The 20,225-nt window shown below is 67.4% G+C and carries 22 protein-coding genes; 13 read left to right on the forward strand and 9 right to left on the reverse strand.

Features of this window, described 5'->3' with window-relative positions; all coding sequences use genetic code 11:
* Nucleotides 1-59 precede the first annotated feature (59 nt).
* Nucleotides 60-371, reverse strand: a complete 312-nt coding sequence (locus ABT342_RS29720; protein WP_351580640.1) for a DUF6412 domain-containing protein — start codon at nt 369-371, stop codon at nt 60-62.
* Nucleotides 372-492: 121 nt separating this feature from the next.
* Nucleotides 493-1,314: a class E sortase gene (locus ABT342_RS29725; RefSeq protein ID WP_351580788.1), complete on the reverse strand. Its 822-nt coding sequence runs from the start codon at nt 1,312-1,314 to the stop codon at nt 493-495.
* 86 nt (nt 1,315-1,400) lie between these two features.
* On the opposite strand from ABT342_RS29725, the gene ABT342_RS29730 reads away from it, so the two are divergent.
* From ABT342_RS29730 to ABT342_RS29740, 3 genes are all read left to right on the forward strand, one after another.
* Nucleotides 1,401-2,405, forward strand: coding sequence for an SEC-C metal-binding domain-containing protein (locus tag ABT342_RS29730; protein ID WP_351580643.1), 1,005 nt, complete (start codon nt 1,401-1,403; stop codon nt 2,403-2,405).
* Nucleotides 2,406-2,586: 181 nt separating this feature from the next.
* Nucleotides 2,587-4,113, forward strand: coding sequence for an ATP-binding protein (locus ABT342_RS29735; protein ID WP_351580646.1), 1,527 nt, complete (start codon nt 2,587-2,589; stop codon nt 4,111-4,113).
* A gap of 19 nt (nt 4,114-4,132) precedes the next feature.
* Nucleotides 4,133-7,105 (forward strand): Z1 domain-containing protein, encoded by a 2,973-nt coding sequence (locus tag ABT342_RS29740; RefSeq protein ID WP_351580649.1) that lies wholly within the window; start codon nt 4,133-4,135, stop codon nt 7,103-7,105.
* A gap of 5 nt (nt 7,106-7,110) precedes the next feature.
* Here the strand turns inward: ABT342_RS29740 and ABT342_RS29745 are convergent, their stop codons facing one another.
* Nucleotides 7,111-7,809, reverse strand: coding sequence for a hypothetical protein (locus ABT342_RS29745; protein WP_351580652.1), 699 nt, complete (start codon nt 7,807-7,809; stop codon nt 7,111-7,113).
* A 214-nt stretch (nt 7,810-8,023) separates the two neighbouring features.
* Here ABT342_RS29745 and ABT342_RS29750 point away from each other — a divergent pair, with 214 nt between their 5' ends.
* Nucleotides 8,024-9,019, forward strand: a complete 996-nt coding sequence (locus tag ABT342_RS29750) for a NaeI family type II restriction endonuclease (RefSeq protein ID WP_351580655.1) — start codon at nt 8,024-8,026, stop codon at nt 9,017-9,019.
* 6 nt (nt 9,020-9,025) lie between these two features.
* Entirely contained in the window at nt 9,026-9,496 is a 471-nt protein-coding gene (locus ABT342_RS29755) for a very short patch repair endonuclease (RefSeq protein ID WP_351580658.1), read from the forward strand.
* Between the two features lie 3 nt (nt 9,497-9,499).
* Here the strand turns inward: ABT342_RS29755 and ABT342_RS29760 are convergent, their stop codons facing one another.
* Entirely contained in the window at nt 9,500-10,615 is a 1,116-nt protein-coding gene (locus ABT342_RS29760; protein ID WP_351580661.1) for a DNA cytosine methyltransferase, read from the reverse strand.
* A 161-nt stretch (nt 10,616-10,776) separates the two neighbouring features.
* Here ABT342_RS29760 and ABT342_RS29765 point away from each other — a divergent pair, with 161 nt between their 5' ends.
* Entirely contained in the window at nt 10,777-11,529 is a 753-nt protein-coding gene (locus tag ABT342_RS29765; protein WP_351580664.1) for an HNH endonuclease, read from the forward strand.
* Between the two features lie 21 nt (nt 11,530-11,550).
* Here ABT342_RS29765 and ABT342_RS29770 read toward each other — a convergent pair whose 3' ends face one another.
* Entirely contained in the window at nt 11,551-12,180 is a 630-nt protein-coding gene (locus tag ABT342_RS29770; RefSeq protein WP_351580667.1) for an ATP-binding protein, read from the reverse strand.
* Nucleotides 12,181-12,400: 220 nt separating this feature from the next.
* Between ABT342_RS29770 and ABT342_RS29775 the strand changes: the two genes are divergently transcribed.
* The 4 genes from ABT342_RS29775 (at nt 12,401) to ABT342_RS29790 (ending at nt 14,616) form a co-directional block, all read left to right on the forward strand.
* The gene (locus ABT342_RS29775) at nt 12,401-13,246 is read left to right on the forward strand and encodes a helix-turn-helix domain-containing protein (protein ID WP_351580670.1); all 846 of its coding nucleotides are present in this window, start codon (nt 12,401-12,403) and stop codon (nt 13,244-13,246) included.
* Nucleotide 13,247: 1 nt separating this feature from the next.
* Nucleotides 13,248-13,460, forward strand: a complete 213-nt coding sequence (locus ABT342_RS29780) for a DUF397 domain-containing protein (protein WP_351580673.1) — start codon at nt 13,248-13,250, stop codon at nt 13,458-13,460.
* 317 nt (nt 13,461-13,777) lie between these two features.
* Nucleotides 13,778-14,230 carry a hypothetical protein gene (locus tag ABT342_RS29785; RefSeq protein WP_351580676.1) on the forward strand — a complete coding sequence of 151 codons (453 nt, stop codon included), beginning with the start codon at nt 13,778-13,780 and terminating at the stop codon, nt 14,228-14,230.
* 107 nt (nt 14,231-14,337) lie between these two features.
* On the forward strand, nt 14,338-14,616 hold the full coding sequence (locus ABT342_RS29790; protein ID WP_351580679.1) for an acylphosphatase: 279 nt from the start codon (nt 14,338-14,340) through the stop codon (nt 14,614-14,616).
* A gap of 61 nt (nt 14,617-14,677) precedes the next feature.
* On the opposite strand, the gene ABT342_RS29795 is transcribed toward ABT342_RS29790, so the two are convergent.
* Nucleotides 14,678-14,941 carry a DUF1876 domain-containing protein gene (locus ABT342_RS29795; RefSeq protein WP_351580682.1) on the reverse strand — a complete coding sequence of 88 codons (264 nt, stop codon included), beginning with the start codon at nt 14,939-14,941 and terminating at the stop codon, nt 14,678-14,680.
* A 26-nt stretch (nt 14,942-14,967) separates the two neighbouring features.
* The gene (locus ABT342_RS29800) at nt 14,968-15,414 is read right to left on the reverse strand and encodes an SRPBCC family protein (RefSeq protein WP_351580685.1); all 447 of its coding nucleotides are present in this window, start codon (nt 15,412-15,414) and stop codon (nt 14,968-14,970) included.
* A gap of 193 nt (nt 15,415-15,607) precedes the next feature.
* Here ABT342_RS29800 and ABT342_RS29805 point away from each other — a divergent pair, with 193 nt between their 5' ends.
* Nucleotides 15,608-16,411 carry an excalibur calcium-binding domain-containing protein gene (locus tag ABT342_RS29805; RefSeq protein WP_351580688.1) on the forward strand — a complete coding sequence of 268 codons (804 nt, stop codon included), beginning with the start codon at nt 15,608-15,610 and terminating at the stop codon, nt 16,409-16,411.
* Nucleotides 16,412-16,579: 168 nt separating this feature from the next.
* Here the strand turns inward: ABT342_RS29805 and ABT342_RS29810 are convergent, their stop codons facing one another.
* Nucleotides 16,580-17,080: a COG4315 family predicted lipoprotein gene (locus ABT342_RS29810; protein WP_351580691.1), complete on the reverse strand. Its 501-nt coding sequence runs from the start codon at nt 17,078-17,080 to the stop codon at nt 16,580-16,582.
* A gap of 206 nt (nt 17,081-17,286) precedes the next feature.
* Here ABT342_RS29810 and ABT342_RS29815 point away from each other — a divergent pair, with 206 nt between their 5' ends.
* Entirely contained in the window at nt 17,287-18,210 is a 924-nt protein-coding gene (locus ABT342_RS29815) for a CHRD domain-containing protein (protein ID WP_351580694.1), read from the forward strand.
* 134 nt (nt 18,211-18,344) lie between these two features.
* Nucleotides 18,345-18,653, forward strand: coding sequence for a hypothetical protein (locus ABT342_RS29820; protein WP_351580697.1), 309 nt, complete (start codon nt 18,345-18,347; stop codon nt 18,651-18,653).
* Nucleotides 18,654-18,821: 168 nt separating this feature from the next.
* Here ABT342_RS29820 and ABT342_RS29825 read toward each other — a convergent pair whose 3' ends face one another.
* The gene (locus ABT342_RS29825; protein WP_351580700.1) at nt 18,822-20,195 is read right to left on the reverse strand and encodes a DUF445 domain-containing protein; all 1,374 of its coding nucleotides are present in this window, start codon (nt 20,193-20,195) and stop codon (nt 18,822-18,824) included.
* Nucleotides 20,196-20,225: the final 30 nt, after the last annotated feature.

The raw sequence follows: 20,225 nt of genomic DNA on the forward strand, positions 1-20,225 counted from the left end.
GAACCCCGGATCAGCCCCGGAGGGATCAGCTACTTCCGCTTGCTTACTTCTCCGTGCCCCTACGCGACCGTCGCAGAAGGACGGCCTGGAGCTCGGGGCCTGATGCGCCCCGACGCGTCGGGATCACGCTGCGGCAGGAAGGCCGTGCGCTGCTCGCGATCGCGTATCGCGGTCCGTATGCGCGTACGCGAGACCTGCGGCACCGACCGCGACAGGAGCAGCGCGCAGGCGACGAGCGCGACACCGGCGGCGGCGGTCGCGGCGAGCGCCACGGCGACGGAGAGGCCGATTCCCTCGGCCAGGAACACCTCGACCAGTACGAAGAGCAGCAGTGCGACGGGCCGCAGCACGCGCCAGGCATGTCCGCTCATACGTCGCCCCCCTCCACCTCTCCGTACACGGGTCCGATCCTCACTCTTATATACGCCCCAGACGGCCGCGAGGTTCCCCTATTCGCGGATCTTCATCTCCGAATCTCCGGATCCTCCGCGTTCAACGCGGCCGCATCGAGGCGAGCTTGCCCCACACCACGAGCCGGTACTTCGACGTGTACTCGGGCGTGCACGTCGTCAGCGTCACGAAATAGCCGGCCGTGTCGTACCCGTACCCCGGCTTCACCGCACTCCGCGGCACCGCGGCGATCACCCCGCCGTCCCGCGCCGACGTCTGTGGCAGCGTCCGGTCCACCACATAGGTGAAGACGGCCTCCCGCGTCTCGACCTGGATCCGGTCCCCGCGGCGCAGCCGGTTGATGTAGCGGAACGGCTCCCCGTGCGTGTTGCGGTGCCCGGCGACGGCGAAGTTCCCGGCCTGCCCCGGCTGCGCGGTCCGCGGATAGTGCCCGACGTACCCCTTGTCGAGGACGCCCCGCTTCGCGACGCCCTGCGCGACGGGAGCGACGACGCCGAGCCGGGGGATGCGGAGGACGGCGTACGCCTGATCCCAGCGGGGCGGGCCGACCCGCCCCGCGCCCCGCCGGACGGGCTCGGACTCGGACTCGGACTCCACGGAATCGCGAGGATCTCCCGACCCTCCCGAACCTCCCGAATCCGCCGGACTGCCCGTCTCGTGAGGATCACCCTCGCCAACCTCGTAGGCATCCTCACCCTCCCCCCATTCCCTTTCCAGGGCCTGGACCTGCCGCGCGGCCCCCCGCTTGGCCTGCTGGTTGGTCCACCACAGCTGATGTACGACGAGAAGGAGCATCACCACGCCCAGGGTCACCGCGACCTCGGCCGCCACCCACACCCCCCGGGCGAACGCCGCCCGCCCCCGGCTCCGCCCCTGAACCACCACAGGTATCCGCTCAGGCATCCGCTCCCGCACGGCCCGCACGATAAGGGCTGCTCCTCCAAGTCACCAGGCCCCTGGGAACCCCGTACAGCAGTACGGTGTGCTGCATGCGCCCCGACACGCCTGCCGACCACACCGCCGAAGCCGAGCGTCTGCTGCGCACCGCGGAGCAGTACCCGGAGGACCGTGAACCGCTGCTGCTCCAGGCCGCGGCCCATCTGGAGCTGGCGGGCGACCGCGCCCGCGCGAGCGGCCTGTACGACAGCCTCATCGCCGCCGCCCCCGACAACCCGCACCTGATCAAGTCGCTGCAGGCGGCCAACCTGTGGGAGTACGGCCACGAGGCCGAGGCCCGCGCGATCATCGACGGCATCCGCGCGGCCGCCCCCGAGGACGCGGCCCCCTGGGAGATCGTCGCCGAAACCCTCGAGGCCCACGACGAGCTCGACGCGGCCCACGCCACCTTCACCACGGCCGTGACCCGCCTCATCGACCCGGACGACGAGATCCCGTACCCCGCCCAGTCCCTCCTCATCGGCCGCCACCGCGTCCGACGCCTCCTCGCCCTCCCCCATGACGACTGGGACATGCTCGCCGACCGCGTCCACGCGGCCGCCGTCCCCCTCGACGAACTCCACGACCCCAAGCGCCTCTGGGCCCTCGGCTCCTCCGACCCCACCGAACTCCGCGCCGAAATCGCCCGCCTCCGCACCGAACTCGGCACCTACCGCGCGGCCCTCTCCCGCCCCTTCCCCGTCGCCATCCTCCACTGGCCGACCCCCGAACTCACCGAACTCCTCGCCGCGTACCCCTCCCTCACCTCCGAATACCCCACCCACGCGACCCACCTCGCCGCCATCGAGTCCGCCCTCCGCGACCTCGCCTCCACGGGCACGGGCAACCTGGGCATCGTCACGGGCACGGTCCCCTCGTACGAGGCCTTCGCAGCCTCCGAGTCCGCCTCCCCCTCCGACCCGAACCTCCTCCCCCAGTACGCCACGACCCTGGCGGCCCGGGGCCGGGCGGTCTCCTGGCCGCCGGCGAAGGGGGCGCCTTGCTGGTGCGGGGCGGGGGTGGCGTACCGGGAGTGCCACGGGGCGGACCGGCTCTGACAGCGATCGCCGGGTCCATGGCTTTCCGTACGGCTCGGGGAAGCGGGTCTCAGCCAGAGATCGGACCTGGCTGACACCTGTAAGGGGCATGCAGTAACGTCGCGTTCCGACCTGATGAACTGACGGGCCGCCATCCATCCCCCCACTCAGGCCCAGTCCTGCGTGCGCGAGGAACCTCTTCATGCCCTACACCCCGTCCGCCGACTGGCAATTCGACGTTCCGACCCAGGGCAGCAAGCGGCTCCCGCCCGCCGCTCGCTATGTCGAATCGCTGACCCATCAGGGATACGGCTTCGAGGCCGCCATCGCCGACCTCATCGACAACTCCATCGACGCGGGCGCGCACAACGTCGTCGTCAGTTTCCTCCGGGACGCCGACCGGCTCGTCAGCCTGCTCGTCATCGACGACGGCACGGGAATGGACGAGACCGCCCTGGACGTCGCCATGACCGTCGGCGGGCGCGAGGGTTACTCCGACAACGCCCTGGGTCATTTCGGAGCAGGGCTCAAGGCGGCGTCCCTCTCCCACGCCGATTCACTCACCGTCATCAGCCGAACGAAGCGCAGTCCCTCCGCGGGCCGGCGCTGGCTCACAGCCCGCGCCCAGGCCGACTTCACCTGCGACATCGTCAACGCGCGCTACTGCCAGGACCTCGTGGACCGCTACGACGGTGTGATCGGCTGGCACGGCACCATCGTGCGCTGGGACAACGTCCGTGCCTTCGAGACCGTCACCGACGGCCAGACCGACCGCTTCCTCAATGACGCGATCGAGAAGCTGGAAACGCACCTCGGTCTGTATCTCCACCGGTTCCTCTCCCGCGAGGGCTTCCACATCGACGTCGTCGTCGAGGACGTCCGTACCCGCGAGGAGCTGGACCACCGGGGCGTGGAGCCCATCGACCCGTTCGGCTACCGCATCCCTGGCCGGGCCGGATTCCCCCGTACGTACACCGCCCCCGTCGAGGGCCTCGGCGACGTCGGCCTCACCGCCCACATCTGGCCGCCCAAGTCCCCGCTCGTCTCCTACCGGGGCATAGGCGCACTCGCCGAACGCCAGGGTTTCTACGTCTACCGCAACGACCGCCTCGTCCAGGCCGGCGGCTGGAACGGCACCCGCAGCGCCGAAACCCATCACAATCTGGCCCGCATCGCCCTCGATCTGCCGTCCGCACCGAACGACGTCTTCAGCCTCACCGTGAAGAAGGACGGCGTGAACGTCACCCCGGCCTTCGCACGCGGCCTCGAAAAGGCCGTCGACGCAGACGGGAACACCTTCAGCGCGTACCTGGCGGCGGCGGAGGCGACGTACCGCGAAGCCGCCAAACGCTCCACCGAGGTCCAGCGCAAAGAAGTCGTCCCGCCCGGCAAGGGAGTCGACCCCAAGCTCAAGCGGACCCTCCGCGACGAACTCCCGCAGGTGGAAGGCGAAGACCCGATCACCTTCCGCTGGGACACGCTTCCCTCCGACGTCTTCTTCGACATCGACCGCGAGGAACACGTCGTCCGCCTCAACAAGGAATTCCGCCAGGCCTTCAACGGCGACCGCCGTGCCGGCTCGAACGACGCCCCCGTCCTTAAGGGACTGCTCTACCTGATGTTGGAGAAGAACTTCCGGATGGGTCGCTCCAGCGCCCAGCGCGATGACGAAATGGCGCTGTGGAACAGCGTCCTGCTGACCGCCGCACGCTGCGAACTCGACCGCTGACAGGAGCTGACGCCACACCATGACCGACCACCTGCTCAACCTGCACATCGACGTACTCCGCGCGCTCGAGCGTGGCGGCCCCCGCCCGTTCCTGGACCTGGCCTCAGTGCTCTCCCAGGGCGGCGGGTCCGCCGACACCGACCTGGGCGTCTTCCGCGACCGCCTCGTCGCACGGGACGCCGAACTCACGTCGGCCTGGAGCCGCACGCTCAACGCCTGGGACGCCACCGAGAACGCCGGCTGGTCCGCGTCCCCCGCGAACACGGACGGGCGGCGCGCCGACACGTATGCCCGGCTCGGATTCGACAGTGACCTGGCCAAGGCGCTGGACACGGCGATCCCGGTGGACAAGGGCCAGCGCCAGGTGGTCATCAGCACCGAGTTCGAACCGTGGTACACACAGGAGAAGGCGGCCGCCCACTCCTTCTACTGGCCCGCGTACGAAGCCCTGCTCCGCAAGAAGGGCTGGAGCGACGCGGCGGTCACCAGCCTGGACCAGGCTTCCCACAGCGTCGTCGAACGCCTCTCCGACCCCACCCGCCCCGAGGCCTTCGGCGCGCGCGGCCTCGTCGTCGGTTACGTCCAGTCCGGCAAGACGGCGAACTTCACGGGCGTGACCGCCAAGGCCATCGACGCCGGCTACCGCCTCGTCATCGTCCTCGGCGGCACACTCAACCTGCTGCGCAGCCAGACCCAGCGCCGCCTCGACATGGAACTGATCGGCCAGGAGAACATCCTGCGCGGCGCCGATCCCACCGACCTGGACGCCCTGGTCGGCATCGACTACCAGGACGACGAGGACTGGCCCCACAAGTTCGTCTCCCACGGCGGCCGCCCCTCCGCCCGCGGCGCCTTCGACATCGAGCGCCTCACGACGCGCGACGACGACTACCGGGGCTTGATGCAGGGCATCCGCGCTCTCGACATCGAAAAGCTCGACCGGACGCTGCCCCTGTACGACCCGGCCAACCTGCACCACGCGGCGGCCCGCGTCATGGTCGTGAAGAAGAACAAGTCGGTCCTCACGAAGCTCGTGAAGGACCTGAAGAAGATCGGCCCGATCCTCGGCGAGATCCCGGCCCTGATCATCGACGACGAGTCCGACCAGGCGTCCGTGAACACCATCGACCCGAAGAAGTGGGAGGAAGGCCAGGTCACGCGCACCGCGATCAACGGCCTGATATCCCAGCTGCTCGGCCTGATGCCCCGAGCCCAGTACGTCGGCTACACCGCAACCCCGTTCGCGAACGTCTTCATCGATCCGGGCGACAGCGAGGACATCTTCCCTCGCGACTTCCTGATCTCTCTCCCCCGGCCCGTCGGCTACATGGGCGTCCAGGACTTCCACGACCTCGACTCGCCCATCCCCGTCGATGAGCGCACCGTCGCCGACTCCCAGGAGATGGCCCACGTACGCGGAATCTACGACAGCACGGGCGACCGACTCCTGGAGGCGATGGACGCCTTCGTGCTGTCCGGCGCGCTCAAGCTCCACCGCATCGACAACGGCGTACCCGAGTCCAAGTTCCGCCACCACACCATGCTGGTCCATGAGTCCGTACGCATGGCCGACCACGCGCAACTCGCGCTGCGCCTCAACTCCATGTGGCACTCGTCGTACGGCAGCACCGAGTCCCACGAGCGCCTCGCCGCGCTCCTCACCCAGGACTTCCGCGAAGTCAGCGAGGCCCGCGCCTGGGGCCTGCCCATACCCGCCTCGTACGAAGAGCTCCGCCCGTACATCAGCCGCGCCCGCCAGCTCATCAGCTCCGGCGGCAACCCGGTCGTCATCGTCAACGGCGACAGCGACCGCGACTTCGACCAGGCCGACCTCGACTTCGACCGCACCCCCAACGTATGGAAGATCCTCGTCGGCGGCACCAAGCTCTCGCGTGGCTTCACCGTCGAGGGCCTGACGGTCACGTACTACCGCCGCAAGACACAGCAGGCCGACACCCTGATGCAGATGGGCCGGTGGTTCGGGTTCCGTGACGGCTACCGGGATCTGGTGCGGCTCTACATCGGCCGCGAGGAGCCCTTCGGCAAGACCAAGACCCTCGACCTCTACGAGGCCTTCGAGGCCATCTGCCAGGACGAGGAGACCTTCCGGTCCCAGCTGGCCCGGTACGCCGAACTCGTCGACGGCAAACCGCAGGTCACCCCGGCGGAGATCCCGCCACTGGTGGCTCAGCACCTGCCGTGGATCAAGCCGTCGGCCCGCAACAAGATGTTCAACGCGGAGCTGGTCGAGATCCGTTCACCGGGACAGGCCATTGAGCCTGCCGCCTACCCAACCGCTGCTGGAGCTCTCAAGCTCAACACTGAGCGCTGGCGCCCCCTGCTGGGGGCCTTCGATACAGCACGAACCACCTTTACCAACCCACCAGACAAGACCTCTCCCGTTTCACGGAGTTTCACAGCATTCACCGCAAGGGTCAGCCATGCAGACCTGATTGGAGTGTTGCGTCAGCTCGAATGGGAACGCTCTGATCACTTTCTCCCTCACCTCACATATCTGACGCAGCTCGACGGCACTCTGGCCAAAGTTGATGAATGGCTCCTCATCGCCCCTCAGCTGTCCAATAGCAGCCGGACCGAAGCCACGATTCTCGGCTCGTCCCGCTTCTCACTCGTCCGACGACGCCGCCAGGACATGAAGGTGTCATTCGGTCGCATTGCTGGCCTCGAACACCGAGCGGCGGCCCAGCGACTCATAGATGTTGCCGGATCCTCCGAGCAGGCCCCCGCTTTGGAAGCCCAGGTCGGCGCAAGTACAGGCGTAGTGCTCCTTTACCCCGTGGTGGAGGGCAGCAGCGACGCGGACGTGCAGGCAGCGGCGCCTCACGGGATCGCCGACCCGTCAAAGATCGTTATGGCGTTCACGCTGATCCCGCCGGGGTCCGCGATCGATTCGTCACGACGTCTGGTCCGGTTCCGCGCGAAGGACTCACGGCGTAGCAGCGAGATAGTCGTACCGGCAAGTCTGGATTGACCAGCCTAGTTGCGGTGGCCTGGATCTTGAGCGGAGATCCTGGCCACCGCCGCGTTCAGATGCTGGGATGACGGAAGGTGAACGGATCCGAACCGCGTCGCTGGGGCTAGTTCAATCGTGCTGAACTTGAATGGCGGAAGCTCAGCCCCTAACAGTTCCTCCGCCGGGGTCTTCCGCCCCTCCCCTAGGCCCTGTCTGAATTTCTTGTTGCCCACACGCAGGCTGATTGCGGTGCGGCCGACCCACGCGTCGACACGGAAGAGAGCGTCCGCTAACGGGTGCACGCGGACGTCGATCCCGCTGTACCGAAGCTGCACGACCGTGTACATCTCCCGCAGGAAGCTGTAATAGGCGTTCCCGACCCGCCACCGCATGGCATCCCGGACCTGTCGCTCAGAAAAACCTCGCTCAACCAGCTCTCTGACCTTTGCCTTCGCGGGCTCCCCGAGCATCCGTTTCCCCAAAGGGTCTGAGTGCGCGTAGCGCCGGACATCCTGGTACGAGGGCAACATGCCTAACTGCTCCATGCACACGTGAAACACATGCATGAAGGCGAAATCGGGGTTCCAGTCCACAATCGCGCGGACACTCTCACCGCTCGACCGCTTCACCGTCCCGAGGGCATGCTCCGTGATGCGGCAGACCGCCTCCACGTCAGCAGGGGCCAACGCATAGACCAGGCTCGTACGGTGGGCCTCAACCACGGGTACGACCTCACGGCGCCTGGGATGCTTCTGCCATTCGTGGTATCTCCTTCGCGTAGCCGGAGATGTACAGAAAAGCCCCAGTACGTCCTTACATGTCGTCTCATTGCTTGGCACCAACGCCTCCTGACTTCCTCAACTCATATGATTCATGGATCAGTTGCAGAGACTGCATAAAACTCCATGACCATCCAGGCCACAAGGGAGCGCAGGCTTGACCCTCTTCGACCCGCCCAGTCCCGCGCCGGGCGTCTACGACGACCCGCAGCTCATGCTCGTGCGCCAGCACCTTCTTGAGATCGATCCTTCCGGCAGCCGCTTCGCGCAGGTGCTCAGAGACACCATCGATCAGTTGCTGGATGGCGAACACACGGGCCGCTTCGACTGGCACGACCTGCACAAGACGGAGAAGACCCACGCGGGCACCTTGGTGGAGATCAATCTGCTTCGGGAGTTCGGATTCGCCAGCGGCGATGACATGGACTATCTGATCGAAGGCATCGAGGTCGACTGCAAGTTCTCCCAGAAGGAATACGGCTGGATGATCCCGCCGGAGGCCCTGGACGAGATCTGTCTCGTGGTCTGGGCCGACGACCATCAGAGTCTGTGGAGCGCAGGCCTCCTCCGCGCGAATCGCGAGAAGCTGACCACCAGTGGGCTGGTCACCAAGAAGGGCAACCGGGATGGCAAGTTCCGGCTGACCAAAGAGCACCGCTCGCTCGTCACCTGGCTCTGGCACCGGCAGCCTCTGCAGGAGAACCTGCTCCTGCACATCGACAAGGAGGACCAGAAGGCCATCCTGTCAGCTGGTAGCGGGACACGGCGGAGCCCTGGTCAGGCCAAGGTCAATGAACTGTTCCGGAGGGTTCAGGGCCGACGCGTCAGCCGCACCGTGGTACGCACGCTAGCCCAGCAGAAGGACTACATGAAGCGGATCCGCTACAACGGCGGCGCCCGTGACAAGCTCCGCGACGAAGGCATCCTCATCTGTGGCGACTATCCCCAGCATCAGGCAGTTGCTGCGGAGCTGGGCCTGGAAGTACCCCGGGAGGGCGAAAACGTCAGCGTCCGCATCGTGGAGGCCAAGTCCCACCACGGCGACCGGCCCCAGGTGCTTCTGGAGGGTCGATACTGGGTCCGTGCCAGCGCGGACGAACCGACAGAAAGGGCTCCGCTGCTGCCCGAGACGACGAAGAACGGATCGGACTGACTGATCATGGCGGAGGAGACTGCGGGGGCGAAGGACCCTTGGATCCCTCCTGAGGGCTCCTGGGCCTCGTCGGCGGCAAGGCGACGCAACATGCAGGCGATCCGCAGCCGCGACACCCAGCCGGAGCGGAAGGTTCGCAGTCTCCTGCACGCTCAGGGTCTGCGCTACCGGGTAGCGGCAAAGCCACTACCCGGTCTGCGCCGGACCGCGGATATCGTCTTCCGCCCTGCGAAGCTGGCCGTATTCATCGATGGCTGTTACTGGCATGGGTGTCCTGACCACTACGTCTCGCCGAGAACCAACCCGGGCTACTGGTCGGACAAGGTCGCCAAGAATGTTGCCCGCGACCGCGACACCGACGAGCAGCTCCGGAAGGCCGGGTGGACCGTGCTGCGATTCTGGGAACATGAGCCACCTGACACATGCGCACTCAAGATCGCAGCCACAGTCAGCCGTATCCGTGCTACAGAGCAGTGAGGATCAGACCCGCTCCGCCGCCTCGAGCGCCGCATAGATCCGCTCACCCACGGCTTGCGCTACCGGAGGGGGAAATGCGTTCCCCACCTGCCGGTACGCGGCAGTTTTGAGGCCGGTAATCGGCCAATGCGTCGGGAAGCCCTGGATCAGCGCTGCCTGCTTCACTGTCAGCTTCGGACCGGCCGGCGCGAAGAGATCCCGGTCTGCGTCCTTCATCCTCTCAGGTTCATTAGCCACGCCCAGCGCACATACTCCAAGGCCACTCCAGGCCTTCTTGGCACGCGTGGGGCCCAGGTCAGCACCGCCGTGCTTCTTCGAGCCACCCACCAGAGTGGGGGCCACGTCGGTCTGGGCCTTCTCGTACCAAGCCTTAAGAGCATCCTCAGCGCGAGCATCGTCTACCGCATCGAAGCGCGCTTTCATGCTGTCGTACAGAATGTCGCCGACCGTGAGCGCGATGGGATTCTCAGGCTTCATCCACGAGAAATGCGGCGCGTACTCACTTTTCATCGCAACGAGGATGCTTCGGGGACGCAGCTGAGGCACACCGTAGTCCTTGGCCTCCAGAACATCCCAGAAGCACTTCACGTACCCCATTTCCTCCAGCTCGCTGACGATCCGCTTCCGGTAGTCCTCGAACTTCGGATCCATGAGTCCGCGAACGTTCTCGATCATTACCGCCCTGGGGTCAAGGCGGCGGACCAGCTTCAGCATGACCGGGAACAGGTCTCGTTCGTCATCTTCGCCTAGCTGCTTTCCCGCTGCCGAGAACGGCGGACATGGCACCCCTCCCGCAAGGAGATCGAGACGCGGCAGCTCCAGTGAACCGCTGCCAAGCTCCGGCTGACCATCCGCAGGAGCATCCCTGACGCCCAGCTCAGGCTTCACTCTCAGCCCGAGGCTGGCCGGATCGAAGTCATTGAGATCTTCCTCTATGACCCGGCAGCCGTGCCACTCCTCATGGCTGGCGACGTTGTGCCTCAGAGTGGCGCAGGCATCCTTGTCGACTTCGATCAGGGCCACATGCCTGAAGCCCGCGTCATGCAGACCAACAGCCTGCCCACCGGCACCGGCACAGATCTCAACAGAGCTGTACTTCAGCTCATTGGTGCGGGTCATGCCCCTCCTTCACGTCGAACAACGGCGGACACCCAACGCAACCCGCCATCACAGAGGGTGACAGACCCCACTGACAATCGAGACCTCATAAGTGTGCAGCACTTCTTGCCGACACTCGGATCCACCCCCGCCGCACGGCGAACACTCATACGATATTGCCCATGCGTAGCCCTGCATGGACTTGGGATGAGCTGCTGCTGGCCTGCGCGCTGGTCGTTAAGAACGGCTGGCGCGAGCTCCGGGAGAGCGATCAGGCCGTCTCCGAGCTGTCCGACCTCCTCCGTTCGCTCCCGCTGCACGAAGGGATGGCCCGGGAGCTTCCGAAGTACAGGTCGATCGGCAGCGTGAGCCGCAAGACCACGGATCTTGCAACGAACCATCCAGCATATACGGGCAAACCAACCAGGGGCGGCAGGCTCGACCGCCAGGTCATCCAGGCCTTCGTGGAACGCGAAGCCGAGATGCTCCAAGCTGCTCAGGCGCTGGAAGACGGTATCGGCTCCGGCCAGCTTGCACTGGTACCCGAGCAACCCGACGAGATCGCCGAGGACGGCTCGACCGCCCTGGAGGGCCGGCTGCTCGCTCGCTGGGCGATATTCCGGGAACGCAACCCCCGGCTCCGCAAGCGCAAGATCGACCAAGCCCGCAACCGGGGGGTGCCGCTCACCTGCGAAGTGTGCGCGTTCGACTTTAACGCTGTGTATGGGCGGCTCGGGGAGGGCTACATCGAAGTGCACCATGTGCTACCCCTCCACATTTCGGGACCTCGCGAGACCAAGCTCGAAGACCTTGCCTTCCTGTGCGCCAATTGCCACCGCATGTGCCACACAAGCCATCGAGGCGCATCCTGGCGCACCCCGGACGCACTGCGAGCCGAGATGGCAAAAGCGGGAGGAGCAGGCCGCCTGGCGTAGACCCGGCGGCCCGCTCACCCGTCAAGCCGCCTCGGTCTCTGCCTCGAAGTGCATCTGCGCCCGATCGAGGATGTCGTCCGGGTCGGTTCCGCGCGCCGCCAGCCAGTGGAGCAGGTCGACGATCAGGTCAGTAACCGCCCCCTCCATAACCGGACCGGCTGGCACCAAGTGTCGGTACCCCACCGTCTCTCGGTAGTCCTCCAGAACCGCCGCCGCCCGCTGCACCCGCAGGCACTGCCAGGAGAGCTCTAGCGGCAGCTCACACCACACTGCCTTGCCGGTGGCCGTCAGGAGTGTGCCCCACTCTGCGGCCATCCCGGCCAGGAGGTGCAATCCACGCCCACACTCCGTGTCGCAGATGGAACGGGCAAGCACCGGAACGACGTGACTCTCGTCGTGGACTTCCACACGGATCACGCGTTGGAGCGATTCGAGTACGAGCGTCGCCGCAGTGCCCTCACCGACGTGCTTGAGGACATTCGTCGCCAGCTCGGAGACGACAAGCTCCGTTCCCTCGGCGGCCGTGGGATCCACACCCCACCTGCGGAGCGTGGACCTCACTACCCTTCTCAGATTTCGCACCTCCGCCGGCACTGCTCTGAACGGCAAGACGCTGCGGAGCCGCGGTTCAGAGATTCCATAGTCAGCCATGACGAGACTCTCCCTCCCGCGCCACGACAGCACTGCGCCCGCCGTATCCAAACGGCGACGCTGCGTAGCGCTTCCACTGCGAGTATGGCAGCGAGAAGTCTTGCTGTGTAACTTCTCACGAAACCCAGCTGGGTGAATCTGCTGGTTCGCCAACTTGCTTGCCGCCTAGCCTTACTGGCGCTGTCCTGCCCGGAGTGGCGCGGCAGAAGGGGAGGCACTCATGCCCGTACGGGCCACAACTCGGCGCCGACAGCTCGGCGCAACTATGCGCAAGCTCCGTGCGCGCGCCGGCATGACGCTTGAGGAGGCCGGTCGGATGGTCGGCGTCTCAAAGGCAACGGTCAGCCGGTACGAAACTCAGCAGGGGCCAGTCAAGTGGCTGGTCGTAGACGCGCTCTGCCGCACGTACGGCACCAGCGATGCGGAACGAAAGGCGGTCGTCTCGCTCGCCAAGGACGCCAAGCAGCAGGGCTGGTGGAGCTCGTTCCACGACTCGATCCCCGAGAGCATGAACCTCCTGCTCACTCTTGAGGACGAGGCCGTGCGAGAGGACCACTTCTGCTCCGTATACGTGCCGGGCCTCCTCCAGACCCGCAACTACGCCTGCGCGCTGCAACAGGCCAATGAGATGCGGCGCTCTCCTGAAGAGATCGAGCGGCTCGTAGACATCCGGATGAAACGGCAGGAGATCCTCGCCCGGCCGAACGCGCCACACCTGTGGGCCATCCTCGACGAATCGGTGATCCGCCGCGTCGTCGGTTCGCGCGACGTCATGCGTGAGCAGCTCGGCCGTCTTGTCGACGCTACCGAGATGCCAAACATCACCCTCCAGGTACTGCCGTTCGCGCGGGGCGCCCATGGTGCCGCCCTGGGCAGCTTCGTCATTCTCGGCGGGCCCGAGCCGTCCCTCGATGTCGTGTACGTCGATCTCCATGTTGGTTCGGTCTTCATGGAGAAGGAGCATGAACTTGCGCGCTACCGGCTTGCGTTCGAATACCTGCGCGCGCAAGCGTTGGACATTGACGCGTCAGCAGAGACGATCAGATGTGCTCAAGAGGAGATGTGAGATGCCGTCGGCGAACCGCGCCACACCTACGGAACTGAAGTGGTTCAAGTCATCGTTCAGCGGCGCGAATGAGACTGAGTGTGTCGAGACCGCCCCCCTTCCCGGCACAATGATGGTTCGCGACTCCAAGCGCCCCCACGGCCCTCGGATCGAAGTCATCGAACCAGCGTGGGACGACTTCGTACGAGCCCTACGCGAGGGCTGGATCGGATGACTCGGCTTCTCCTGGCTGCAGGACATCGTTCGGCCGCGACATCCTGGCCGAGCCAACTCCCCTGTTCGCCGACAGCGACAAGGCCGGAGCGGCCTCTACGACGGCCCAGAGCCGCTGATTCCGACCCTGATTCCTGTGCGAGCCGATGGGGTTCGCACGGTGCTGCCGACCAAGGCGCCCGAGACGGTAGGCGGAGCAGAGGACTCCGGTAGGTATCGACCAGTTTGCGGGACTGTTACCTGTGCGAGTGGTGGGCCCCTTGGGACGGTCGTAGCGTCGATAGAGGAACGACCGAGCGAGACGGCTGGGGAGCGCGCATGCAGAGACACAAGCTGGCGACGACGGCCCTGGCCTACGCGTCCCTCTCACTCGCAGCAGCAGTGGTACCGGCATCTGCGTCCACTTCCCCCTCCGCAGTGTCACAGCCACGCGACTACGTCGTGGTCGTCGACTGCTTCTCGAAGCCGCAAGTGCGCCCCAGCGAGTTCCTGATCGCCTGCGGGGACGGCAACAGCGGCCTCACCGAGGTCGAGTGGACACATTGGGGGTCGAAGTTCGCCGTGGGCCGCGGGCTCAACTTCGTGAACGACTGTCGGCCCTACTGCGCTGCGGGGACGTTCCACTCCTACCCCGTGAACATCACGCTCGCGCGTCCGGAGCCGTGGGAGGAAGATCCCGATCAGGAGCGCTACACCCGGATGCGCCTCGTCTACACGGACGGCACACCTGCACAGACACCACGAGACGTGACCCACCGGCTCTGGGGCTGAGACTCCGTACGTGGCCCTGGGCCGCCCCGCCGCATGCCGGGACGCGGTCGGGGCTCCGGCCGCGTCGGGAGCGGCTGAGGGGGCGGGGGATCCCTACGATCGAGGGCATGGTGCGGAAGCGCGTGATCGTGTCCGGGTTGGTGCAGGGCGTGTTCTACAGGGACACGTGCCGGCGGGTGGCCGAGGAGTACGGGGTGTCCGGGTGGGTGCGGAATCTGCCGGACGGGGGTGTGGAGGCGGTGTTCGAGGGGGAGGCGGACGCGGTCGAGACGCTGGTGCGGTGGGCGCGGCAGGGGCCGCCCATGGCCGACGTGCAGGGGGTCGACGTGGTGGAGCAGGAGCCTGAGGGGCTCGTGGGGTTCGAGGTGTTGGGGACTCCGAGGTAGCGGGGCAGGGAGAGGGCCGGGCGCGTGCGCCCGGCCCTCGGGTGTGCAGCGGTGGTCGGGGCTACATCGCGATGTCCGCCGGCCGGTGAGTGTGGCTCTCGACGTCCTCCGCGGCACGGTCCACCAGTTCGTGGGCCAGGTCGGAGCAGGCTCGGGCCGCCGCGAGTTCTTCGCCGATTTTGGCGTCCGGGGTGTCGCCCGGGCTGCGCCTGGCTACTCCCATGGCCTGGACGCCGGGGGCGTTCGGGCCGCTGAGGGAGGCCTTGCAGGCCGTGCGGGTGCCGTCTTCCTCGAACGACAGGTCGATGCTCCAGTGTTGCGTCATGACGGATCACCTTCGCCGTACGGTTCCTACTTCTTGGTGGGGTGCGCCCCCTCCACCAGGTCCTTGAACTGGTGGAGGTCCTCCCGGACGGTCCGTTCTATGGCGGAGGACTGGGCAAATCCCTTGGGGCCCCCGAAGGCGTCGTGCGCCTCGGCGGGGTCGTAATCCATGCGTACTTGCAGCTTGGTGCGGTTCGCGTCGAGCGGGAGGAGCGATACGGAGCCGCTCATGTGCGGGGCCTCCGTGGTCCTCCAGGTCATCGTCTCGTTGGGGCGGAGATCCGCGGTGTCGGCGTCGATCCCACTGGTCATACCGCCGCCGGCGTCCAGATCCATGTGTATGCCCGACGCACCTTCGCGCCGGGCCTCGCGGACTCCTCCGACGAAACGTGGATAGTCCTCCACCTTATGGAGGTGGTCCCAGACCACGTCACCCGATGCCTTGATGTCGATCTCTTCCTCGAGCTTGGACATGACCGTCTCCCTGTCTCTCCCTCCAGGGTGCGTTCCGTAGCGCGCCACCGCAACGCACACATTTTCATCACGATTCCTTCAGGTGTTGGCCATATCGCCCTCGGTCGCCCCCGGGCCTGCCAGCATCGGTTCGTTCATCGATGAACGACACGCCTTTGGGGGGCTTGTGCGTAGGAGAACGTCTGTCGTAGCCGTGGCCGCGCTTGCGGCGACACTCGCCGGATGCGGGACCGGGACCGGGAGTGAGGGCAAGGCCTCTTCGCCGAGCACCACGGCCACCGCCACCGCCACCGCCGCTTGGACGATCCGGCTCGTCGACGACGAGGAGAGCGCCGACGCCGGGAAGCGGCTGGTCATCGACGTACTGGCCAATGACACCGCCACTCCGGGAGGGGGCGGGGCCGAGCAGCCCGTGACGCGCGCGTTCGACGCTGCGGAGTATGACCTCACCGTCGGGACGGCGCCGCTGCACGGAAAGGCCGAGGTCGACGGGGACAGCATCGCGTACACCCCGACGGCGGGGTACGGGGGCGCGGACGAGTTCACGTACCGGCTGAGCCCGACCGAACCGGGGGTGGCGGGCGGGACCGCCGTCGTACGGATCACGGTCACCGCTCCCGCGCCGACCCCGACCCCGACGCCCACTCCGACTCCGACTCCGACACCGACTCCGACACCGACTCCGACACCGGAGACCGTGTACTACGAGAACTGCTCCGCAGCTCGCGCCGCCGGAGCCGCCCCCGTACACCTCGGCGATCCGGGGTACGCCCGTCACCTCGACCGGGACGGGGACGGGGTGGGGTGCGAGCCTTACAACGGCGGGTCCGGAGGCTCCGGCGGGTCCGGTACGGGCGGCAGCGGCGGAGACGGAGGCGGCACGTACTACAAGAACTGCTCCGCCGCCCGCGCCGCCGGCGCCGCCCCCGTGCGGCGCGGTGATCCCGGCTACGGAAGCCACCTCGACCGCGACGGGGACGGCGTCGCCTGCGAGTGACCTGAGGAAGAGGAAGGAAGCAATGGCATTCCCGGCGGTCGGCCACCAGCGGGGGAATTGGGTGGCCGACCACCGGGAATGCGGGGCTGCGGCGAAGGGCGGGGAGCCCTGTTTTCCCAGACGCCGCAGGTTTATGGGTGGGTGCGGGGCATAAAGAATTCCGCGGCGTCAGACCGCCTTTTTGATGAGTTTGCCGTCCGTCGCGATCACGAACCACTCGCCGTCCAGCCCCTGCCCGTTGACATCCCCGGGCGTCGCGTCGCCGACGTAGTAGTAGAGCGGCCAGTCGCCGTACGTCGCCTGCTCCGCGCCCTCGCCCAGCTTCGTCTCCTTCAGCAGGGCCGCGTCCGTCCCGCTGCCCGCCGTGACGTCCTTGGCGGAGGTGAGCGCCGGCCAGACCGCGATGCAGTCGGCGTCGCAGGCGCTCGCGCTCGCTCCGGGCTTGTCCTTGGTGAATCCGTACAGCGTACGGCCCGAATCGTCGACCAGGATCTTGCCGAGGGGCGAGTCGGCGATCTTGACGGAGGAGGCCGCTGCGGCGGGCTTGGACGGCGGGCCCGCGGGCTTGGTCGCCGGCGCCTCCGAGCCGCCGCAGGCGCTCAGCGTGAGCAGTGCGAGCACGGTCGCCGGAGCGGCGACGAGCGTGGTCCTGATACGGGTTCTGGGCATGGCGTCTCCCCCGGTGCAATGTGTGTGGGTACGCCATGTAGTACGACCGCAACTGACCGGCGGTTCAATCGAATTCAAGAAATTTTCCATTGAACAAGGACGAGTCCCGCCGCGTACTTCCCGGCGAACCCGGCTCCACACGGCGTCGGACCATCGGGAGGCTGAGAACAATGCGGAAGCGAATTCTTGCTGGGGCGGCTACGGCAATGCTGGTCGGTGCGGCGAGCGTTGCCCCGGCGATCGCGCACGACGGCCACGACCACGCATCCGAAGGCAGTAGCGGCAGCGGTACGCACGCGGGCACCCCGGCCACCTTCACCACCCCGGCCAGGGGCAAGGCGGTGACCCTCGCCGCCGAGCTCTCCGGCGCGAATGAGGTGCCGGTGCAGGGCGGGCCCGCCGTGAACGACCCGGACGGGAAGGCCGTCGCCCTGGTCAAGGTGAAGGGCGACCGCGTGACGTTCGCGCTGCAGTGGAAGGGTTTCGTACCGAGCCTCGGGCACATCCACGAGGGCGTGGCGGGGAAGAACGGCGGCGTGAAGGTGCCGCTGTTCGGCAGCGCGATGCCCGACAGCGCCCACTCGGCGGCCGGGCAGGTGGCGGTCACCGATGCGAAGCTCGCCGAGAACATCCGCAACAACCCGGCCGGTTTCTACGTCAACCTGCACAGCGCGGAGTTCCCGGGCGGGGCCGTGCGCGGGCAGCTCAAGCCGCTGAAGCGGAACATCAACCCCCTGGACATCATCAAGGGCGGCAAGCTGCGGGCGCTGTCGAACGGTGACCAGGAGGTCCCGAAGAACGACGCGTCGAAGGTCGGCGACCCGGACGGGCACGCGGTGACGTTCCTGCACCCGAAGGGCACGGCCGTGGACTACTCCTTCGCGTGGATCAACATCCAGAGCCCCTCGAAGGGGCACCTCCACAAGGGGAGCTTCGGCAAGAACGGTGACGTCGTCTTCGACTTCTTCAACCGGCCCGTGCCGGACGGGATCTTCGCGGTCTCCGGGCGGCTGGAGGGGCAGAACGCGGACGTGGTGAAGCGAGTGAAGGACAACCCCGGCAACTATTACTCCAACATCCACACCGCCGAGTTCCCCGACGGTGCCGTGCGCGGGCAGCTCTTCCGCTGAGCCTGCTCTTCCACTGAGCCTGTGAGCCTGCTCTTCCGCTGAGGGCCGCCTTTCCGCCGACCTGACGGCGGGGAAGGGCAGGTGTGTCATTACGCTCGATCATCCAGGCGAAGAGCGAACGAAGGGCGCACACCATGGCCAGGATTCCGGCAGCAGCAGTCGCGGCGAGCGGCCTCATCGGCGGCTACGGCGTCGCCCGCTGGACCAAGAAGCGCCCGCTCGGCGGGGTCGCCCTGGCCGCCGCCGGGGCCGTCGCCGCGCGGCAGTGGCAGCAGGAGGCCGGCGGGAAGGCGGCCGCGGGGCTGAGTGCCGCGTACGTCGCCGCCTTCGCCGGATCGCACCCGCTGGCCAAGAAGGTCGGGGCGTGGCCCGCCGTGTTCACCGTGGCCGGTGGGGTGGCCCTGGCGTCGTGGGCCGTCACCCGGGTCGCCGCGGGGCGGTGAGCACGCGTACGCGGTCAGGCCGACCCGCGATGCGTACGTGTACGCGGTCACGCCGACCCGCGATGCGTACTCGTACGCGTACGCGGTGAACCGGAACCCGTTCCCGTACGTACTCAGGGGCAACTCCCCCGTTGGCCGGGCGCGTGGCCGGACGAGAGATCGGTCCGGTCACGCGCCCAGCGCGTGCGCGACCGTGTAGATGACCAGGCCCGCCAACGCGCCGACGACCGTGCCGTTGATGCGGATGAACTGGAGGTCGCGGCCGATGTGCGCCTCGATCTTGCGGGAGGTGTGCTCCGCGTCCCAGCTCGCGACCGTGTCGCTGATCAGGGACGTGATCTCGGCGCGGTACGTCGTCACCACGTAGACCGCGGCGTCCTCGACCCACCCCTCCAGCTTCTGCTGCAGCCGACCGTCCGTCGCGAGCCGTGAGCCGAAGGAGATGAGGGAGGCGCGGGCCCGCAGGCGCAGTTCGCTGCGCTCGTCCTCGGCGGCCGAGATGATCATGGTGCGTACGGAGGACCAGGCTGAGGCGATGACGTCCTGGACCTCGGGGCGGGCCAGCATGTCCGACTTCATACGTTCCACCCGGGCGCGGGTGTCCGTGTCGGCCTGGAGGTCGGCGGCGAAGTCGGTCAGGAAGCGGTCGAGCGCGCCGCGCGCCGGGTGGTCGGGGACGTCGCGCATCTCCGTGACGAAGCGCAGCAGCTCCTTGTAGACGCGCTCGCCGACCTTGCGGTCCACGAAGCGCGGGGTCCAGCCCGGGGCCCCGCCCTGGACCGCGTCCATGACGGAGTCGCCGTGCTCGATGAGCCAGTGCTGGGCGCGGGCGCAGATCAGGTCGACGGCGCGGTGGTGGGCACCGTCGGTGACGATCTTCTCCAGGGTCTTCCCTATGCCGGGGGCGATCTCGGCAGCCTCGGCGCGGCGCGTGATGGCCTCGCCGACGACCGCCTGGACGTCGGAGTCCCGTAGGACGGTGAGCGCGCCGCGCAGCGCGGTGGACAGCTCTGCGGTGACGCGGTCGGCGTGCGCGGGCTCGGCGAGCCAGGAGCCGAGGCGGCCGCCGAGGGAGAGGCCGTGCAGCCGGGCCCGTACGACGTCGCCGGAGAGGAAGTTCTCACCGACGAAGGAGCCGAGCGAGGCGCCGAACTGGTCCTTCTTGGTGGGGATGATCGCGGTGTGCGGGATGGGGATGCCGAGGGGATGCTTGAAGAGCGCGGTGACCGCGAACCAGTCGGCGAGCGCGCCGACCATGCCGGCCTCGGCGGCCGCCGCGACGTAGCCGGGCCAGCCGTCGATGCCGGAGTTCTTCGCCCAGGTGGCGAGCGTGAAGATCAGGGCGACGAGGAGCAGCAGGCCGGTGGCCATCGCCTTCATGCGGCGTACGCCCCGGCGCTTCTCCTCGTCGGCCTCGGTGTACGCGAAGGAGGCGAGGGTGGCGGGGCGGGTGCGGGCGGCGGCGCGCGTGCCGGAGGGGCCGGGGGTGCCGGTGGTGAGGTCCGCCGGGGTGTCCGGGGTCGTGAATTCTGTACGTTCCATCCGCTCCACCCGTTCGCGTCCGTATCGTCC

This window comes from Streptomyces sp. NPDC000410 (assembly GCF_040300305.1).
Classification (GTDB): domain Bacteria; phylum Actinomycetota; class Actinomycetes; order Streptomycetales; family Streptomycetaceae; genus Streptomyces.

Bases quoted from the DNA above. Each gene is read 5' to 3' on its own strand.
- ABT342_RS29720 (WP_351580640.1), bottom strand. From the start codon at position 371: ATGAGCGGACATGCCTGGCGCGTGCTGCGGCCCGTCGCACTGCTGCTC.
- ABT342_RS29725 (WP_351580788.1), bottom strand. From the start codon at position 1,314: ATGCCTGAGCGGATACCTGTGGTGGTTCAGGGGCGGAGCCGGGGGCGG.
- ABT342_RS29730 (WP_351580643.1), top strand. From the start codon at position 1,401: ATGCGCCCCGACACGCCTGCCGACCACACCGCCGAAGCCGAGCGTCTG.
- ABT342_RS29735 (WP_351580646.1), top strand. From the start codon at position 2,587: ATGCCCTACACCCCGTCCGCCGACTGGCAATTCGACGTTCCGACCCAG.
- ABT342_RS29740 (WP_351580649.1), top strand. From the start codon at position 4,133: ATGACCGACCACCTGCTCAACCTGCACATCGACGTACTCCGCGCGCTC.
- ABT342_RS29755 (WP_351580658.1), top strand. From the start codon at position 9,026: ATGGCGGAGGAGACTGCGGGGGCGAAGGACCCTTGGATCCCTCCTGAG.
- ABT342_RS29760 (WP_351580661.1), bottom strand. From the start codon at position 10,615: ATGACCCGCACCAATGAGCTGAAGTACAGCTCTGTTGAGATCTGTGCC.
- ABT342_RS29765 (WP_351580664.1), top strand. From the start codon at position 10,777: ATGCGTAGCCCTGCATGGACTTGGGATGAGCTGCTGCTGGCCTGCGCG.
- ABT342_RS29770 (WP_351580667.1), bottom strand. From the start codon at position 12,180: ATGGCTGACTATGGAATCTCTGAACCGCGGCTCCGCAGCGTCTTGCCG.
- ABT342_RS29775 (WP_351580670.1), top strand. From the start codon at position 12,401: ATGCCCGTACGGGCCACAACTCGGCGCCGACAGCTCGGCGCAACTATG.
- ABT342_RS29780 (WP_351580673.1), top strand. From the start codon at position 13,248: ATGCCGTCGGCGAACCGCGCCACACCTACGGAACTGAAGTGGTTCAAG.
- ABT342_RS29785 (WP_351580676.1), top strand. From the start codon at position 13,778: ATGCAGAGACACAAGCTGGCGACGACGGCCCTGGCCTACGCGTCCCTC.
- ABT342_RS29790 (WP_351580679.1), top strand. From the start codon at position 14,338: ATGGTGCGGAAGCGCGTGATCGTGTCCGGGTTGGTGCAGGGCGTGTTC.
- ABT342_RS29795 (WP_351580682.1), bottom strand. From the start codon at position 14,941: ATGACGCAACACTGGAGCATCGACCTGTCGTTCGAGGAAGACGGCACC.
- ABT342_RS29800 (WP_351580685.1), bottom strand. From the start codon at position 15,414: ATGTCCAAGCTCGAGGAAGAGATCGACATCAAGGCATCGGGTGACGTG.
- ABT342_RS29810 (WP_351580691.1), bottom strand. From the start codon at position 17,080: ATGCCCAGAACCCGTATCAGGACCACGCTCGTCGCCGCTCCGGCGACC.
- ABT342_RS29815 (WP_351580694.1), top strand. From the start codon at position 17,287: ATGCTGGTCGGTGCGGCGAGCGTTGCCCCGGCGATCGCGCACGACGGC.
- ABT342_RS29820 (WP_351580697.1), top strand. From the start codon at position 18,345: ATGGCCAGGATTCCGGCAGCAGCAGTCGCGGCGAGCGGCCTCATCGGC.
- ABT342_RS29825 (WP_351580700.1), bottom strand. From the start codon at position 20,195: ATGGAACGTACAGAATTCACGACCCCGGACACCCCGGCGGACCTCACC.